Raw genomic sequence first — 17,608 nt, 5'->3', positions numbered from 1 at the left:
ATAAAATTTGAACAGTTTATTCGCAACTTCAGATGCATTCAATCGCTTTGGCTATAATCTGCCAAGGACTGGAAACTTCAATGGGCGTCAAGGCGGCGTGAAAAAGCGGTTGACTGCGTGGCTGTCTTACTACTTCTCTGCATTCTTCTGCAGTACGCGCGCTTCATGCGCTTTCATATCTTCTGTGTCGTTGCTACTTTACCCCTAAGGGTTGCCTAAATTATAGGCTATAGTGATACCTCATTTAATATCCGACTCGAAACAATTTCAAAGAACTGATACAAATATATTAAAAAAATTACTCCCAGTTACTAAAAATAGTATTTTAACAATTTTTTAGTAACTGGGAGTAATATTGATGAGTCTAAGCACTCATTTAATGGAAAAATAGATACACGAATTTAAAACAATAAAACATTATCATAAATTATATTCGATAAACGGCCAATAAACTCGTCAAAAAATATATGGCTTATATTTCTTTTCATGATTATTTTTATTCTGATAGATACCTATTAAAAAGAACAATATAAGCTGTAAGAAAAATAATTCGTATTATATTAGCAATACAAATATTAAAACATATCAAAGTGAGTTTTAAAATTATAGCATTACGGCCTCTCTCTGAGTGTGATACCAGTTATACTAAGATATTAAAGAGAAATGAATTTTATGTGCTTCATGGCGCCTTCAGCTTCTCTGAGTATAAAGATGAAATTAACGAGATTATTTCCTATAATCCACAACTTGATTTTGATCTTTATTCCTCTAATGGAGCTAGCATAAATATTAATGCTATTGTAGGAAAGAATGGAACAGGCAAAAGCTCGCTAGCTGAATTACTTTATGCATTTATATTTTGCCTTTCCCGAGACAAGAATGTTGGCTTTCTAAGAAATATCAAAGTAAAAGAAGATCATGAATTTACAATAGAAGAATCCAAAAAATATGATGATGAGGTAAAAAAAATGAATGGACTTAAGCTCGAAATATTTTATCTCATAAAAGATAAAATATTCAGAATTCGAAAGGAAAGGAATTTCTATATTAAGCAATTCGAACTTAAGGATAATATTTTTATTCCTGTTGAAGAAACGGAATTAAGATTAAGCAAAAAATTTATAGCTGAGAATTTCTTTTATTCTATTGCCGTAAATTACTCATTATATGGATTAAATACAAAAGAAATAGGATTGTGGTTAAAGCCCCTCTTTCATAAAAATGACGCATACCAAACTCCATTAGTGCTGAACCCAATGAGAACAGAGGGTATAATTGATATAAACAAAGTAACTTATCTATCAAAGTCAAGATTGCTTTCTAATATTTTAAGGCCAATTCCCCAAGGCTCAAGTTCTATAGATAGTCTTAGGAACTTAGTTAATGATAAGGTGGTTCACAAGCTTGTATTACAAATTGATCATCAAAAATTCGCAATTTATAAAAGTGGAAAAAATAAGGGGAAAATACGATTTGACTATTTCTCCAAATACAGTAAAAAAATTCTTTACAAAGTGCTTAACGCGTTCTCAAATCTAAAGCAAGAAAAGAAGTCGATTTCAGAAATAAACCGAAAATATAGAACTCCAAACCAGCTTGATAAGATTACAATAGAATATATTTTACATAAGATTGAAAAAATAGCCAAGACTTACCCTATTGATGGAAAAATATATGGAGAAAAATTTAATTTAAAAGAAGACAGACTTGTTACCGCTCTGCTTGATGATCTTGAAAACGAATTCAGCCATATTACATTTAAGTTGCGACAAGCTGTTAATTTCTTACTCTACGGTCTTGATTCGATTGATAAAGATTCACTCTTCCACAGCATAGATAATGATATCCTATCGTTAAATATTGACAAATTAATTACCGACCTTGTTGAAAAGGATAAGCAAGAGCAATTAGAAGAAAGAGAAGAAGACAAAAGAAAAGGGTTAGCTTCACGGGTTCTTCCCGAAGGAACTCAAATGACCCTGCCTAAAGCCAGATTTGAGCTCATTAATTTTCTTCCCCCCTCATTCTTTGAATTAGATATTCTTTTTGAAGACATGGGATCCTTCAGTGAACTGAGTTCAGGGGAACGACAAAAAGTATATAGTATAAATTCCATAGTCTATCATCTTGTCAATCTTAAATCGGTAGATGGTACAACTAAAGTAAGATATGATTATGTGAATCTTATTTTCGACGAAGTAGAATTATATTTCCATCCAGAATTCCAAAGAACTTTTATAAAAGATCTGATTTCATACATTTTACGAACTAATTATATTTTTTCAGGTATTAACATAACATTCATAACACATTCGCCATTTATACTTTCTGACATACCAAACAGTAACATATTATTTCTGGACATACCAAAAGATTCAAAACTGGCAGAACCAAAAAAAAATACGGAGCAAACATTTGCAGCTAATATCCACGAACTTTTATCCAATGGCTTTTTTATGAGATATACTAAAGGTGAAGTTGCTTTGGAGAAGATTTCGGAATTAATTGATTTCTACGAAAAAGTCAAGCAAGTGTCAGAAGAGGAAAAATTGGAAGAATTAAGAATCAGATTTAAAGATAGAATAATTGAATTTGAAAAGTTATGTTCAATGATTGGCGAAAAATATATTAAAGAAATTCTAGAAAACAATCTTTCATATATTGAAAAACGTCTTGGAATTTACTCAAAAAATACTATTGCTGAAAAAATAAAGAATCTCAATACTCAAATAGAAGCATTGGAAACACTAAAAAAAATGCCATGATAAAGATTAAATATCCCTCCCAAGACAACGATAATATGAAAATCTTCCATGATGAATTTTCAAAAGCGATTAAAGATAATTTACGTAATGAAGCTAGTATTGATGCTCATCTAAAGGAGATTCCTTATAAAGGTGAGATACTTACCCTCAATAATCTTCTGACGTTTAGTTTAGTCGAGCTTATTGCAACTGAGCCACTTTTGAAAAGCTATGCTACTGCTCTTAGTGAGACTAAACGTATTGAATTTATTAAACTTTTTGATTACGAAAACTTACAGCCTGCAATCGCTGATTTCTTTATGAGAATGAACAATCTGGGCTTAATAGATATGTGTTCTTGCTATTATTGCAATATTGACTACATAAATGTTTTTAATGATATTGGTCAATATAAAGATAAACTTCATTTCCTCAATGTAGCGCAATATGAAGAATTGAATCTTATCCCAGGCATTTCAAAAGCAACTATCAATAAGATCATAGCGGAACGTCCTCTAACAAATTCTGATCCTGGCTTTTTAACTAAAAAAAAAAGGGAATTGATAAGAAAATATTCTCTTAGCATGGCAAACCGTTATAAAAATCATTTTACCTTGGATCATTTTCTTCCTAAAGGCAATTACCCATACTTTGCACTTTCTTTATACAACTTGGTTCCCTCGTGTTATGCATGTAATTCAAAATTTAAAGGAATTAAAGAATTTGAACTTAATGCTAGTACTATATTACTTTCACCTACATCTCCCGATTTTGTTTTGGAAGACAACCCTCTCTTTAGCTTGTATTTTTCAGATGGAAAAGATGAGAATACCACAAAGGAACTTACAGATATTACTATAACATTTGATGCCCTTGGGATAGGCGAAAAAAGATTTTTGGAAATTTTTGCTATTCAGGGTCGGTACGCCTTCCACAAAAAAGAAGCACTGAACATGGTGCTTAAGCGCCAAAAGTATTCAGACAGTACAATTGCTGAAATTGCAAGAGCGATTCGTTCTACAGATGAAATGTCCATAAAAAGAGACATATTCGGTTCATCTATTTTCAATGCTTCCGAAAACAACCAACCGCTGACTAAATTTAAAAAGGATATAGCAAAAAAAATAGGGATTATTTAGCTTAGTAAGGGGCATTACTAATTGTGAATAAATTTGTATAGATTATTAACTTCTTGTTGAAATTTTGAAAGTTGATGCATCCAACTGCCTGTTTGCCTCCTGATTTTGTTTTTCAAATAGTTTTTTACCTTTTAAGCTACGGATAGCCTGCTTAATTAATAATGCATTTTCATTATCTGATATTTGCATACGGAGTATACTTTTAATTTTTTGCACTGTATTTTTAGAGCAATCAGCAAGCTTTGCAATTTCAACAATAGTTGGTGGAACCTTCTTTTTAAGGTATTTTACAGCAGTCGGATATTTTGCAAGGAAACTTTCTATAGATTCCTTACTGTTTTTTTCTCTTCCTTTATAAACACCTTTTGCCTTGGCAATTGCTATGCCTTCCTTTTGTCTTTCTAAAATAGAACTTCTTTCCATTTCACTGATGTTTGCCAGAACACTGATAATCAGTTTGAAAGTCGGGTTTTCTTTTCCATTTGTCCAGCTCTCTAACCCAAGATTTTCAACCTTAAGGCATATTTCTTGCTTATGTAATTGCTCAATTGTTTGAAGCACATCTAAAGTATTCCTGCCTAGCCTATCTATGCTTGACACAACAATATAATTTATTACTCCCAGACTAATATCTTTTAAAAGAGCCTTTGCTTGAGGTCTTTGGACAAATGGTATAGAGCCACTTATCTTATCAATATATAATTTTTCTCCGGCATGCTGTTTTAACATCTGTCGTTCTATTTTTTGATTTGTAGTCGACACCCTGATATATCTTGCTTTCATATTGATGGATATTAGAGAAGTAGTAAATATAAATAAATTATACCAATTTTAGGGTAGGTATATTTGGTATTTGTTGAATCAAAAGATAACACAGCTAATCCATGGAAATCTATAGAGCTCTACGTAGGAGATAAGGAAATTAACCACAATCATATAGATGTGCCCATTATTCTGTCTGATTCTGATGATCTATCAAAAGCTCGATATTACCTTTATAATCTTGAAAGGCCAGATTATCCGGCGGCGGCTAATTATTATAGAAAATTTCTTGAAAGCAAATTAAAGGAATTTTTTCCTTCAGAAATTTTTAAAAACAATGATTTGCTTGAATTAGAATCATATAAACTTTCTAAAATTTTTAGTATTTGCTTGACTTTTCTGAATAATATTGATAGAGAAATTAAAGAGTTAAAAGTTATACATTCTTATCTATTCATTCTGCTTCATCCACTATCTCATTTTAATAGCTCTGTGAATACTTATAAGAGAGATTTGAAAGAAATAGATAATTGTATAAAGGAAATTTTTGAAAATGGGTTAGCCATTTCAATTTTTAATACGCTAAAGTTTTGTGTATTTAAAAACAATCAAATTCGTTTATGTTTTAATATTAATAAATATAATTTTTGGTACTACGAATTTCATATTGACGATTCACTTTTTTATGATAACTCAAAAAGAAAATTTTCAAAAACGCGATTAATATGTACGAAATATTATAATATTAAAAACAATATTTTGCAACCTGCAAAAAAATTGAATAGAAGCACATCAAATATTAAATATAATTCAATTGAGGATGCTAATGCAGAGATAGGCAAACTAATCCTGAAAACTTACCGTTTTTATAAAAGTGAAAGTAGTATGAAAATCAACGTACAATTATTTGATGGAATAGATTGGAAAAATTTCATTTAGGAAATTTGAAAAGGTTGCCTTATCCATTGTAAAATTAAAGATTGCTTTTTATTTTTATGAAAATCAACAAGGACTATATTCATAAAGTTTCGGCGGGATTTGAATTGAACAGATACCACATTAAAAATGATTTAGCCAATTGATCAGGCTGTCATTTTTATTCCACATTGCCTCTTCCGTCTGATTAATATTTATAGATGCTTTTTCAAGCGCTTCCCGCTTAAATTTAGAATCGGCCCTTGCATATCTTTCGGTGGTGATAATAGAGGAATGCCCAAGAAAATCTCTTATGTACACAATGTTATAGCCATGTTGGAATAAATGCATCGCTTTTGAGTGCCTAAGGGAATGGCATGTGAGTTCCTTGGGAATCAGGCTGGAATCTTTCAATCTCGCTTTTTCGGCATATTTGGATATTATATGGTTTATTCCAGCTCGGGTCAGTTTCTCTTTCCTACTGTTAAAAAAGACGGGATACCTATTAGCTTGCGGCTCTAGTAGTTTTTGCTCTTTTAAGTAGTGTTTTAAATTTATAACCTGTTCAAATATGAGGGGAACAAGCCTCATTTTTTTCCCCTTGCCAAGAAGCTGTATCGTCGGGTGCCTGTCTATCCTTATCATCGATGGGGTCAGATCTATAATTTCTTGGACCCTTGCGCCAGAATCATATATAAGTGAAATTAGTACAAGATCTCGCCTTCCCCTCATACTGCTTATGTCCGGCTGCTGCAACAATAGCTTTAATCCGTCAATAGTCAGGTAGGACATTAATTTACTAACGGTTTTTTTAATTCTGATCGATTGTATCTGCTGAAATTGATATATATATCCAATGTCTTCTTCTTTTATGTATTTAAAAAATGATTTAATAGCTGCCAGGCGGGAATTTCTAGTGGAATCACTACTGTTTCTTTCGACTTGTAGCCATTCGAGAAACTCCAGTATGGTGTCTTTTGTTATGAAGCCAACAGTTATGTTTGCCTCTTTTAGTTTTTTTGCAACTTTTAAGAAGATTATCAGGAGGACTATCGCATCCCTGTATGCCCTGACTGTATTATGGCTTAGCCCTCTTTCAAAAGGCAGGTGTTTTGATATAAAGTTGGTCACGTATTTGGGAAAATCTAAATTATTCATAATTAATAAATTTTGGAAAGATGTCAATGCATGCGCGGTCAAGTGCCTTTCTCAGATCGGGAAACATGTTTGTTGTCAATCGAACATAGTGTTCGGTAGAGTTGATATTTTGATGGCCTAGATAATTTGATAAAATAGGTAGTGCTACATAAAGGTCGATACTATCTGCCACCATGCCTGCAAGAGAATTTACAGCGAAACTATGCCTCAAGTCATGAACTCTTGGAATTACACCAGGAATATCTTCGTTGATTTTAGCTGTTTGCACACACTTTCTGAACCATCTCCTTATCCCTTCGTCCGTACATCTTCTCCCATCAGGCTTAATAAAAAGATATTCAGAATACAAATTATCTTCAGGAAGGGAGTTTCTGTAACCAATATAAGTCTGAACGACATTCCATAAAGAATCAGAAATGGGTATGATACGTTCCTTTTTGCTCTTGACGTCTCGAATTTTTATGCACCTGTGTTCCATGATTAGATCTGAGATTTTAAGGTTCAGTACTTCGCCTATTCGGATACCTGTCCCATATAATACTCTGATGATTGCGGGAATTGCCATAATGCAGGTATTCATCGATGCATTTCTACCTGACCTCAGTCCATCAGATGCCTTAAAGATCCTATCCATCTGTAGATTTGAAAAGATACATGGAATAAATTTAGGTTTTTGGTAAGGAGGGATTTTCGGGATATAGGAATCGATACCTATGTCACGCAAAAAAGATGAAAAGTATGATAGGATGGAAATTCTGGTACCTCTGTTCGTTTCGGTTTCGTTGGGTCTCTTGATTCCCCATTCATCTGCAAAGGCTTTCGTAAAGCCAATTGATGTCTCACCCTTGAGTGTGGCAAAACGATCTAGTGATCGAAGATATTGCTCGTTGGTTGTATACTTGTACCCCAACTTCCTCCGCATCTCGACATACTGCCGTATTTTTTCGGCATAAATGCTGTAATAATAGATTCTAGCCGCCATAAAAAAAGCTTTCTTTCTGTTCATAAAAATCTTTAGGGACAGGGGGAACATACAACATGCAACTTTTCATAGACTGTATGTCGATTCGCAGATAATACTTTGTTGATTGCGTATTTTGGTGGCCCAGTATTTCTGAAATCACAGGTATTGCAGTGCTTTCCTGCAGAAGCCTGAACCCTAGGCTGTGCCGGAGAGAGTGGGATCCATATCTTTTGCCTTCAGTCTTAATACCCGCTTTTTTAAATATATCTCTCACTCTTGATGAAATTGCGCTTCCAGTGACAAGTCCGTTATAAGGCGGTACACATGATAAGAAGACAAGGCTTTCGTAGGATTTGGCCCGGCCATACTTTAGATAATCTATTATGGCATTGCCTACGTCTGGTAGTAATGGCAGGATTACCTCCCTTCCGGTTTTAACCTGACTGAGGGTGATAGTATCCGATTCCCAATCAATATTCTCAAATTTTAAGTTAGATACATCAGATGCGCGGAGACCCAGTCTGGCCATGAGAAGTATCATTGCGTAATTGCGTTTGCCGCTTGGAGAAGTCCTGTCGATACTCTTGATAAGAAGCTCGATCTCATCTTGAGAATAGGACGCGGAAAGATCGGGCTGTCTTACAGACTTGTATCTTGGGATAGCAATGGAAAAATCTATGTCTGTCAGGCCATCCAAGAATAGATATTTCATGAACCCTCTCAAGACCCCGATAGCCGTCTCGACGGTAGTCGTGCCGCTGGGATCGATCTGATTGATGTAGTTTAGGAGAAAGGGCAGGTCAATTTTACTTACTGATATAGTGTCATTCGTTTTACAGAAATTATAAAATTTGATAAGCTGTCTTTGGTAGCAACATGTCCGGATATAGGATAGCCTTTTCTGTATTTTCTGATTATGCAGGAATTGTTCTATTACGATGCCTATCTCTCCAGTAAAAATTATATTGTTTTTAGTACTCCTGGTCCTCAAGGATATTTTAGATGTGCGGATAAATTCGCAAAGCGCTGTTATTGAATTTTTCATCCTTTCGGCTACTCTGGACATTCTGCCCTTTGCATTTTGTGGTAAAAAATACTGGCATATCTCGGATTCATAATCAAGCGAAAAATCAGTATATCCTCGCGACGCCAAATAAATACGGATTCTTTTCCAGTCTCTTTTGCAGAAATCGATATGAATAGGTGTAAAATTTAAGTTTACATACAGATATTCTTCAACTTTGGGAATGATACTTTCAAGATAAATAAATTGGCTTTCCATAATTTTTTATTTTCAATTAACTGATAGCCAAGGTAATACTTAATTTTATTCTTTGAAGATTGTATTTTTTTATACAAACTCGAATAAATTTTTTCCGAGATTTTATTTCTTATCGCTCTACTATTTGAAAATGTAATGATAATAAGGAAAGGCAGAATTTTTTCTTTTTTTTTTTAGCACTTGAAAAACTGTAATAATAACAAAAAATTAACATCTTATTTATGCTAATAAATAAAAATATTCAGCAATTTTTATGTTTAGTAAAGTTGAGGATATTTAAGAGATAGATGTATCCTTAACGAACAACTATGCATAATCTTTTTGTTTACATAATGATGCTTATGGAAAGTTTTACATAAGATTCACAATCATCCTTCTGGGGTGTTGTATCCAAGCGAAGCCGACAGGAAGATTACTAAGAAATTAAAGACTGCCGGCGAAAATTTGGATATCAGGGTTTTGGATCATGTTATAATTACCGAAAACTCGTATTATAGTTTTGGCGATGATGGTATTTTATAATAAATTTTTATTCTAAGCTAAAGGCAAACATAAAATCATTGGAACCAAAAAAGTATTCTCCTGGAGCCAAATTTTTAGCTACTAGGAAATAGTATCCGTCTTTTATTTTTTCTAGAGTGTAGCTAATCTTTTCGTAGGAGGTTGAGGTACTGGTAGCTTTAGCTTTAGTGGTTACCAAAACTCTTTTGTCTTTTCGTACTTCAAATTTTACTAAGTCGAAAACAGAGGTTGGATCGGTTCCTGGATTTACCTTCACTATAAATTTTAGAGGGTTTTTATTTGCAATCTTGACGGAAGATTTGGTTCCGTTTAAATAGAAGCCTCCTTCTGCGCTAAATAATCCTTTGGCTTTGGCCATTGTATTGTACTGCGATTTTTCAAGCTCGATTAATTCGTTAGTGCTGGTGTTGAAATAGGCCGGCTTGTCATTAAATTCAGGTAATTTTGTCTGAGCCTTGCTGCTCGTGAATGCTAGTAGTAGGAGTACTATGATACTGTAGTTTTTCATTTTTTTAATGTTAACGGCTCAAAAAGGGCCTTGTTATTATTTTACGTTTGCATCAAATTCTTGGATAATTTTATAGTTTTTATCCTTAATGATGATTTTGTACATGCCTTTTTCTAAAATGAAATCGGCTTTAGTTTCCTTATTTGTGATTTCAATAATATCGGCCGGAACTCCATTCTGCTCAACTTCATTTTTTCTGTAAGCAAGAGCCAAAATGGGATATTGGGTAATTTTAGATTTTGGAAGGGTATGTGTTTTTCGTTGTCCGTTTATTGTCAACCAATCGGGACGGCCGTTTATATATTCGGTGATGGGATGAATTATCCTGCAATCTGTTTGGTCATTTGTTTCTCCGCCATTGAATAATTTTCCGTTTCCATTAACTAGGACTGCCGATTCTTTAGGGTTGGCCATCAAGACATAAGGACTGGTAAATTTAGGATTGCCTTTTTCGGTATACGTCACTTGGTCAATCGTAAAAGGATCGATATTTGTTTTTTCTTTTAATCGGCCAGCCATAGCTTTTTCCCAATTTTTGTTGGTCGGGGTTCCTTCTATCACATGATCCCAACCACAATGAATCAGAAATTTTGAATTTGGATTTTTTCTGATTAATTGCGCAATATTCTCTGCTTCTTCAATTTCTCTTTCTTTGCCATTCTTGCCACTTGCTGCTTCATATTCAAATAAGACAAAACCGATTTTCAATGCTTCTTTTAATAAATTCGCCATTTGTGGTTCTTTTACATAGAAGCCGCTTTCCATGACTGGAAATTTTCGTTCGTTTATTAATGAGTCTGCAAGTGCTTCGAGACCGAAAAAGCGATATCCATTATCGTATAAGCCTTGTAAAAGCGAAGCGGTAAAAACTCTGTGCCTGTTGTTATGATGCGCTTCATTGATAATGATGATTTTTTCGTCTTTTGAGCGATTTATAATGTATTCCTTTGCATTCTTTTTCTGGAATGAATTGAAGTATAGGCTGTCTTCTTTGCTTATTTTTTTGATCGTACCTCCATTCTTATCCCAGGTTTCTAGAGCTTTTGTGTAATATTCACTGATTGAATAATCGGTTGCTCCCATCTGATATCTCCATGGCAGGGTATCTTTTTGAATTTTCGCTTCAATATCTTTTGAAAACAGATATGTTTCTTTATCAGCCTGAGCTGCAATTTTTAGAGTAAAAAGTAAAATGAAAATATACTTAAAGCTGTGTCTCATAATGGTTGTGATTTCTATTGTGCTAACCAGATAATTATTTTGCCATAAATATATTTTCTTTTACTTGATTATGCACTATTGCCTCATGCCTATTGTCTTGTTGAAAGTAGGTGTTAAGGGAACATAAAAGTCAAAGTCTCAAAACTAAAGGAACCATTTGAATCTGCAATCTTGTTGCTTTGGCGCACGATGCTGTTGTTATGGTATATTTTTAAACTGACGTTTTGACCTACAACGCCAGGATTTTGTAATACGGCATTACCGCTGATTCCGATACCTGTAACATTATCTTGGTAATTGATAGTTTTGCTCCATGGCAATGAAGTAATCGTTTCGGTCGTATTTCCGGTTACATTATTGTTGTATACGATAAATATATGACCGGTAAAGTTGCCTGTTATTTCAAATTTTGCCGTTTTATTTGGCGATGGATTGCCGCCATTGCCATTGCTATCGTCACTGCTACAAGAAATGGTTATTGCAATTAATAGGATTGCAAAAAATGCTGTTAGTCTTTTTTTCATGGTTGTATTTTTTAATTTAATAAATAAGTAATTCCAATTTTTCCTCCGGTGGTCACATTTCCACTTCTGAGTTCTAGGTTTACGGCAAACTTTTCATTAAAGAAATACCTTCCGCCAATTTGAACTCCAACACCAAATGGTTCATCATCTACTAAATAGGTATTGGTATCTGAGTCTTTGAATTTCCAGTTGTAATAGTTTAGGTTAAGACCCGCATATGCATCCCATTCGTTTGAAATTTCTAGTAGTTCATTAAAATGATAATTACCATTGGCTTGTAGTCCTATAATGGTGCTTTTAATTCCATACGTGGTATAGGACTGATAGGAAGCTTCAAGACCGACGGTAATCGGATTTGAAATCATGTAATCTGCACCAAAATAAATTGGGGTTGACCAGTTGGATGTTCCGAAACCGGCATTTAGTTGAATTTTTCCTTTTTCGAGTGGGGCCTGAGCAAAGGAAGAAATTGTGAGTAAAAGCACAGATAAGTTGATAAGTCTTTTCATTTAATTTTTTTTAATTGATTTGTTTTTTAAGGTGTTGTGCAAATTTAGATAGGACATTTAAATTCGAATTAATCATAAAAAGGTATAATTGAATACCTGAAATCAGGTAATTTTTAGTGTTTTACTGAAAATCCAGAGAATGGTCATTACATTTGTGGCTTATCTCAACAAAATGAAGCGATTGTATCTTTTTTTCTTGGTGTTTGCTGCGTATCTGGGGCATGCTCAAAAAATCAGTACATTAAATGATTATGAGGTTTCTATTGATAGCTTGAAAAATGCTATTGCCGCTAGTACATCGGATAGCTTGAGATGCATCATGAACTACAGGCTGGCTTATATTTATACTAAAAATGTCGATAAAAAAGAAGTAGGACTTGCCTATTTAAAAAAAGGGAATGAATTAGTAAAAAATAACAGCTACTTAAAAGATGTATCGTACTATTATAATTCGCTTTTCCTTACTTTGGAAAAAGGGAATTTGGCAAAGTTTGAAAAAGCTGACGAAGTCTTAAAAAAATACAATAGCAAAGAGATATATGTAGTAAGGTCTAAAATACTTTTTAATATCGGGCTATTGTATCAGCGGGAAAACGAACCTTTAAAAACAATAGAAGTCTTACTAAAACGAGCAATTCCTGTTGCAGAAAAAAGTAAGGATAGCCAAGAGCTGTCTAATTTGTATAAGCTAATTGCTGTTGTTTTTTATAATAATGAAGATATAGACAAAACGAAATATTATTTAGACCTGTCTATTAAGACTTTGGAGCAGGGGAAGAATAAAAAAAGCCGCTACAACGAAGATTTGATCGAATTGTATTTGTTTAATGTAGAGGTTTTGTCGGTTCAGAAAAAAACAAAAGAAGCTTTTGAGTATCTCGGAAAAGCTGAAAATTTATTACAATCGTATCCGCTAAAATCGCTATACATCGAATATTATTTTGCTAAAGGGAGCTTGAACCAAGAAATTAAAAACTATGATTTGGCGATTTCAGATTATGACAAGGGCATCAAATTATCAGAACGTAATGCAAACTCTACTTTAGTACAACGATTTAAGCTTATGAAGTACGAGGTTTTTATACTTCAGAATAAACTCGAAAGTGCTAAAAATTTACTGTTGGATGTTTTTAAAAACGGCGACATGAATATTAAGGATAAGGCTTATTATTCGTATGAGCTATCGAAAATTTATCGAAAATTAAATGATTTTGAAAAGGCTTACCTGTATAATGAGCAGTATATTCAACTAAAAGATAGCTTGGGTGTAGCATTTGAAGCGGATAAAATTGCAGACATTGAGGCTAAATACAATAAACTAGAAAATGAGAATAAGATAAAAAAGCTAACCATTGAAAAACAAGCTACTTTATTAAATCAGAAGAAGAACACGCTGTTTCATTTGCTATTGTCTTTTGCACTTATCTGTGTTTTGATATTTACTTATTTTATTTGGAAAAACTTAAAAAACCAAAAAAAGATAACGGCTCAAAAAGAGATAAATCATTTTCAGAAACTAAATAATTTAAAAAGAGAAAAGGAAATTGAGATTATGCAAACCATGATCGATGTAGAAGAAGCAGAAAGAAAAAGAGTCGCTAGGGATTTGCATGATAGCATAGGCAGTAAGCTATCTGCCTTAAAAATTATATTTGCCAATACGCAAGCCAAAAAGGATACTGATGCGATTAAAATTAATGCTATTTTGGAAACTTCGATATCTGAATTACGACAGATTTCGTATAATTTGGTTCCAGAATCGTTGTTGAAATTAGGTTTAGACAAGGCTCTCGGTGATTTGTGCTTTACTCTAAGATCGGATAGTGTTTCGATAGAATTTCATTCGTATGAAATTGATAATTCGATGCCGCTGACCACACAGACCACTATTTTTAGGATTGTTCAAGAACTATTAAATAATGCCTTAAAACATGCAAGAGCGACCCAGATTTTAGTTTCTTGCAGCCAAAACGCGAATAGATTCTTTATTTCTGTAGAAGATAACGGAATTGGTTTTGATAGTTCAAGAATAGAAGAAAATCTAGGGCTAGGAATAAAAAATATAAAAAGCAGAATAGAGCTTTTAAAAGGAAGCCTTGATTGTGAAAGTAACTCCAATGGCACTTCCTATAATATTGAACTTGAAGTCTGACAAATTATGGAAAATAAAAAACTGAGTATTGCTATTTTAGACGATCATCCTTTAATTATTGAGGGATTGTCTACTCTTTTTTCAAATCATGAAGAATTTGATTTATTGGGCGGTTTTAATAAAAGTGAGGATTTATATAATTTTGAAGAAATTGATAAAATAGATGTCTTGCTCTTGGATATCTTTTTTGGAGATAATAATGGAATTGATATTTGTTTTGAGTTAAAGAAGAAATATCCTAAGATGATCATATTAGGAATCAGTAGCCAGTCTGAAAGGAGTATCGTGTTGCAATTGATTAAACAAGGCGCTTCCGGCTATCTATTAAAAACCGCAAAAAATGAAGAATACATCCATTGCATAAAAGAAGCGGCGAAAGGGAAGATGGTCTTTAGCAAAGAAGTGCAGGTTATGCTAGATAAGATACAATTGTCTGATTTAAAATCGATTCCTAGACTGACTAAAAGAGAAAAAGAAATATTGGCTCTATTAATAAAAGGAAAATCTACACAAGAAATATCAGAAGAATTGTTTTTGAGCTTTCTGACCATACAAACTCACAGAAGGAACCTGCTCCAAAAGTTTGATGTTAAAAATTCTCTCGAGCTAATTAATTTTGCCAATGAAAATGGATTGCTCAATGATGCCCATTTTTCCAATAGTTTTTAGTTAGCGGAGAGTATTTTATAAGTTCTGGTTAACAATTTGTTTTAAAGTATTTCAGTATCTTGCACTCCGCTTGCAGAAATGACTTTATCTATGATCCAGACCAAAAATCTCGCTTTTTCCTACAGCGGGAAAGTGAATTTTAATTTCCCCGATATTTCCTTGGAAAGCGGCCAGGTACTTTTGATTACCGGTGGTTCTGGAAAAGGGAAAACTACATTGCTCCATCTGTTAGGAGGATTGCTCAAAGCCCAGTCGGGCTCTATCCGTATTGGTGATACAAATATTGAAAGCCTTTCGGATAAAAATCTAGATAAATTTAGAGGTAAGAATATAGGCCTGATCCTGCAGCAGTCACATTTTGTAGAAGCATTTTCTGTTTTAGAAAACGTGGTTCTTTCTTCTTGGCTGGCAACTGGACAAAAAGCTGAAGAAAAAGCAACATCGCTTTTGACAGAATTAGGCTTGGCTGACCAAATGACCAAATTAACATCACGTTTGAGTATCGGACAACAGCAAAGAGTTTCTATTGCAAGAGCCTTGATAAATGAGCCGCAGCTGCTTTTGGCAGATGAGCCTACATCAAGCTTAGATGATGAAAATGCTTTTAAGGTAGCCGATCTGCTTTCGAAGTTGTCGAAAGAATACGGAGCAGCACTAATTATAGTTACTCACGATCAGAGATTGAAAGATCGTTTTTCTAATCAAATTACATTGTTATGATTGTCAAATTAGCTTGGAAAAATATCTGGTTCAAACCTTTAAATACGATACTGAGCATCATCTTGCTGACGGCCAGTGTTGCTATAATTTCTCTGTTGATTTTGCTTCAGGAACAATTTGAAAAACAGTTCTCAAGTAATATTGACGGTGTTGATGTGGTGTTAGGTGCTCAAGGAAGCCCTTTGCAATTAATACTTTCTTCCGTATATCAGGTGGATGCACCGACGGGCAACATTAGCTATGATGAAGCTAAAACGTGGATGAAACACCCTTTTGTGAAAAGCGCGATACCCTTGGCTTTTGGAGATAACTATAGAGGTTTTAAGATTGTCGGTACTACACCTGACTATCTTGAAAAATACGGAGCCACTGTTTCAGAAGGCAAGCTATTTCAGAAAGATTTTGAAGTCGTAATTGGAAGCGAAATCGCAAAAAAATTAAACATAAAGGTTGGAGATAAATTCTTCGGCTCACATGGCGATGCGGCAGAAGGAGAAGTTCATGAAGAATTCGCCTATCATGTCAGCGGTATTGCAGGTCCAACAGGAAAAGTCATAGACAACCTTATTTTGTGCAACATTCCTAGCGTCTGGGCGATGCATGATGCTCACGAACACGCCGAAGAAAATCCAGAACATGGTGAAGAAGGGCATATTCATTTTGAAGGCGATGAGCACGAACATCACGATCATGACCATCAAGCTGAAACATCAGAGCAAGGAAAAGAAATAACGGCAGTCTTGATAAAATTCAGGAATAAGATGGGATTTGTGACCTGGCCGAGATTGATAGCACAAAATACGAAGATGCAGGCCGCTTCGCCAGCAATCGAAATCAACAGACTATTTTCTTTATTTGGAATAGGGCTACAGGCCTTGCAGTACTTGGCTTATGGCATCATGCTGATTTCTGGAATCAGTATTTTTATAGCCCTCTATACTACCTTGAAAGAACGCAAATACGAATTTGCCCTGTTACGAGTAAGCGGAGCCAGCCGATTGCAATTACTGAATTTAGTATTGTTTGAGAGCATATTATTATGTGTTGTCGGATTTATTTTCGGCACTATTGTTGGAAGAGTTGCGTTATTGCTCATATCCTCTTCAACAGACCAAGAATATAAGATGACTTTTAACCCTTTTGCTTTTGTATGGGAGAAGGAGGGAATTCTGTTCTTAGCTGCTATCTTTGTAGGACTATTAGCGGCAGTCATTCCTGCCGTAAAAGCATACCGATTGAATATTTCAAAAACTTTAGCAAATGCGTAAGACTTATTATTTTAGTATAGCCCTTTTTGTTTTTTTTATTTTTTCTGACGCAACTTTTTTGCAGAAACAGAATCTAACGATAAAAGAATCTAATTCTCCTGCTGTGCAGAGGGCGAGTTTTTTGCCAGAAATCAAGGCTTTTTCCAAATTTGAATCGAAATCTTTTGTTGCAATTGATACTTTGAATTGGAAATTGCTGGGAGCTATCAAGTTTGTCAAAAAACCGAGCAAGACATATCCCGACGGCGTGATGTTTCCGATAATAAACTCTACGCTAAAGGCAAAAAACAAGAAAAGGATAGCAATGTCTGGGTTTATCGTCCCGATAGATAATACGACTTATGCGTTGAGCAAGAATGTTTTTGCGGCCTGCTTTTTTTGCGGCCAGGCAGGACCAGAAACTATTATGGGAATTAAATTCAGAGGTAGCACTCCTAAATTGAAGACAGATCAATATGTTACCTTAGAAGGTAACTTCAGGATAAATGAAAATGATGTAGAAGACTGGATCTACCATATTGAGGATGCAGTAATCGTAAAAGGAAAATAAA

16 protein-coding genes and 1 pseudogene are annotated in these 17,608 nt (G+C 34.2%); 9 read left to right on the top strand and 8 right to left on the bottom strand.

Going from position 1 to position 17,608, the window contains the following annotated elements; translation table 11 throughout:
* Positions 1-590: 590 nt before the first annotated feature.
* Complete coding sequence (locus GGR22_RS14195; protein WP_182494186.1) at positions 591-2,765, top strand: hypothetical protein; 2,175 nt, start codon at positions 591-593, stop codon at positions 2,763-2,765.
* Positions 2,762-3,883: a hypothetical protein gene (locus tag GGR22_RS14190; protein ID WP_182494185.1), complete on the top strand. Its 1,122-nt coding sequence runs from the start codon at positions 2,762-2,764 to the stop codon at positions 3,881-3,883. Before GGR22_RS14195 ends, GGR22_RS14190 begins: the two co-directional genes overlap by 4 nt.
* A 45-nt stretch (positions 3,884-3,928) precedes the next feature.
* Here GGR22_RS14190 and GGR22_RS14185 read toward each other — a convergent pair whose 3' ends face one another.
* Positions 3,929-4,666 carry a recombinase family protein gene (locus GGR22_RS14185; protein ID WP_182494184.1) on the bottom strand — a complete coding sequence of 246 codons (738 nt, stop codon included), beginning with the start codon at positions 4,664-4,666 and terminating at the stop codon, positions 3,929-3,931.
* A 63-nt stretch (positions 4,667-4,729) separates the two neighbouring features.
* On the opposite strand from GGR22_RS14185, the gene GGR22_RS14180 reads away from it, so the two are divergent.
* A complete protein-coding gene (locus tag GGR22_RS14180; protein WP_182494183.1) occupies positions 4,730-5,584 on the top strand; it encodes a hypothetical protein in 855 nt (284 codons plus the stop codon).
* Between the two features lie 120 nt (positions 5,585-5,704).
* Here the strand turns inward: GGR22_RS14180 and GGR22_RS14175 are convergent, their stop codons facing one another.
* From GGR22_RS14175 to GGR22_RS14165, 3 genes are read right to left on the bottom strand one after another with little or no spacing between them, the layout of a single operon-like run.
* Positions 5,705-6,718 carry a tyrosine-type recombinase/integrase gene (locus GGR22_RS14175; RefSeq protein ID WP_182494182.1) on the bottom strand — a complete coding sequence of 338 codons (1,014 nt, stop codon included), beginning with the start codon at positions 6,716-6,718 and terminating at the stop codon, positions 5,705-5,707.
* Positions 6,711-7,751, bottom strand: coding sequence for a tyrosine-type recombinase/integrase (locus GGR22_RS14170; protein WP_246336967.1), 1,041 nt, complete (start codon positions 7,749-7,751; stop codon positions 6,711-6,713). Before GGR22_RS14170 ends, GGR22_RS14175 begins: the two co-directional genes overlap by 8 nt.
* The gene (locus GGR22_RS14165) at positions 7,690-8,964 is read right to left on the bottom strand and encodes a site-specific integrase (RefSeq protein ID WP_182494181.1); all 1,275 of its coding nucleotides are present in this window, start codon (positions 8,962-8,964) and stop codon (positions 7,690-7,692) included. Before GGR22_RS14165 ends, GGR22_RS14170 begins: the two co-directional genes overlap by 62 nt.
* Positions 8,965-9,327: 363 nt before the next feature.
* Here GGR22_RS14165 and GGR22_RS14160 point away from each other — a divergent pair.
* Positions 9,328-9,486: pseudogene (locus GGR22_RS14160) on the top strand (JAB domain-containing protein); the annotation flags it as partial.
* A 7-nt stretch (positions 9,487-9,493) separates the two neighbouring features.
* On the opposite strand, the gene GGR22_RS14155 reads toward GGR22_RS14160, so the two are convergent.
* From GGR22_RS14155 to GGR22_RS14140, 4 genes are all read right to left on the bottom strand, one after another.
* Positions 9,494-9,994 carry a hypothetical protein gene (locus tag GGR22_RS14155; protein ID WP_182494180.1) on the bottom strand — a complete coding sequence of 167 codons (501 nt, stop codon included), beginning with the start codon at positions 9,992-9,994 and terminating at the stop codon, positions 9,494-9,496.
* A gap of 36 nt (positions 9,995-10,030) precedes the next feature.
* Positions 10,031-11,215 carry a hypothetical protein gene (locus GGR22_RS14150; protein ID WP_182494179.1) on the bottom strand — a complete coding sequence of 395 codons (1,185 nt, stop codon included), beginning with the start codon at positions 11,213-11,215 and terminating at the stop codon, positions 10,031-10,033.
* Positions 11,216-11,328: 113 nt separating this feature from the next.
* Positions 11,329-11,739: a hypothetical protein gene (locus GGR22_RS14145; protein ID WP_182494178.1), complete on the bottom strand. Its 411-nt coding sequence runs from the start codon at positions 11,737-11,739 to the stop codon at positions 11,329-11,331.
* A gap of 11 nt (positions 11,740-11,750) precedes the next feature.
* A complete protein-coding gene (locus tag GGR22_RS14140) occupies positions 11,751-12,248 on the bottom strand; it encodes an outer membrane beta-barrel protein (protein WP_121376844.1) in 498 nt (165 codons plus the stop codon).
* Between the two features lie 139 nt (positions 12,249-12,387).
* Between GGR22_RS14140 and GGR22_RS14135 the strand changes: the two genes are divergently transcribed.
* The 5 genes from GGR22_RS14135 (at position 12,388) to GGR22_RS14115 (ending at position 17,607) form a co-directional block, all read left to right on the top strand.
* Positions 12,388-14,400 (top strand): tetratricopeptide repeat-containing sensor histidine kinase, encoded by a 2,013-nt coding sequence (locus GGR22_RS14135; protein ID WP_182494177.1) that lies wholly within the window; start codon positions 12,388-12,390, stop codon positions 14,398-14,400.
* Between the two features lie 6 nt (positions 14,401-14,406).
* The gene (locus GGR22_RS14130; RefSeq protein ID WP_182494176.1) at positions 14,407-15,069 is read left to right on the top strand and encodes a LuxR C-terminal-related transcriptional regulator; all 663 of its coding nucleotides are present in this window, start codon (positions 14,407-14,409) and stop codon (positions 15,067-15,069) included.
* A gap of 90 nt (positions 15,070-15,159) precedes the next feature.
* Positions 15,160-15,789 (top strand): ABC transporter ATP-binding protein, encoded by a 630-nt coding sequence (locus tag GGR22_RS14125; RefSeq protein ID WP_182494175.1) that lies wholly within the window; start codon positions 15,160-15,162, stop codon positions 15,787-15,789.
* The gene (locus GGR22_RS14120; protein ID WP_182494174.1) at positions 15,786-17,057 is read left to right on the top strand and encodes an ABC transporter permease; all 1,272 of its coding nucleotides are present in this window, start codon (positions 15,786-15,788) and stop codon (positions 17,055-17,057) included. Before GGR22_RS14125 ends, GGR22_RS14120 begins: the two co-directional genes overlap by 4 nt.
* The gene (locus GGR22_RS14115; protein ID WP_245982561.1) at positions 17,050-17,607 is read left to right on the top strand and encodes a hypothetical protein; all 558 of its coding nucleotides are present in this window, start codon (positions 17,050-17,052) and stop codon (positions 17,605-17,607) included. The genes GGR22_RS14120 and GGR22_RS14115 overlap by 8 nt, the downstream gene beginning before the upstream one ends.
* The last annotated feature ends 1 nt before the right edge of the window (position 17,608 follow it).

Source organism: Flavobacterium gossypii, from assembly GCF_014138495.1.
Classification (GTDB): domain Bacteria; phylum Bacteroidota; class Bacteroidia; order Flavobacteriales; family Flavobacteriaceae; genus Flavobacterium; species Flavobacterium endophyticum.
Note: the sequence above shows the minus strand (reverse complement) of the source record. Positions and strands in the feature narration are given on the sequence as shown.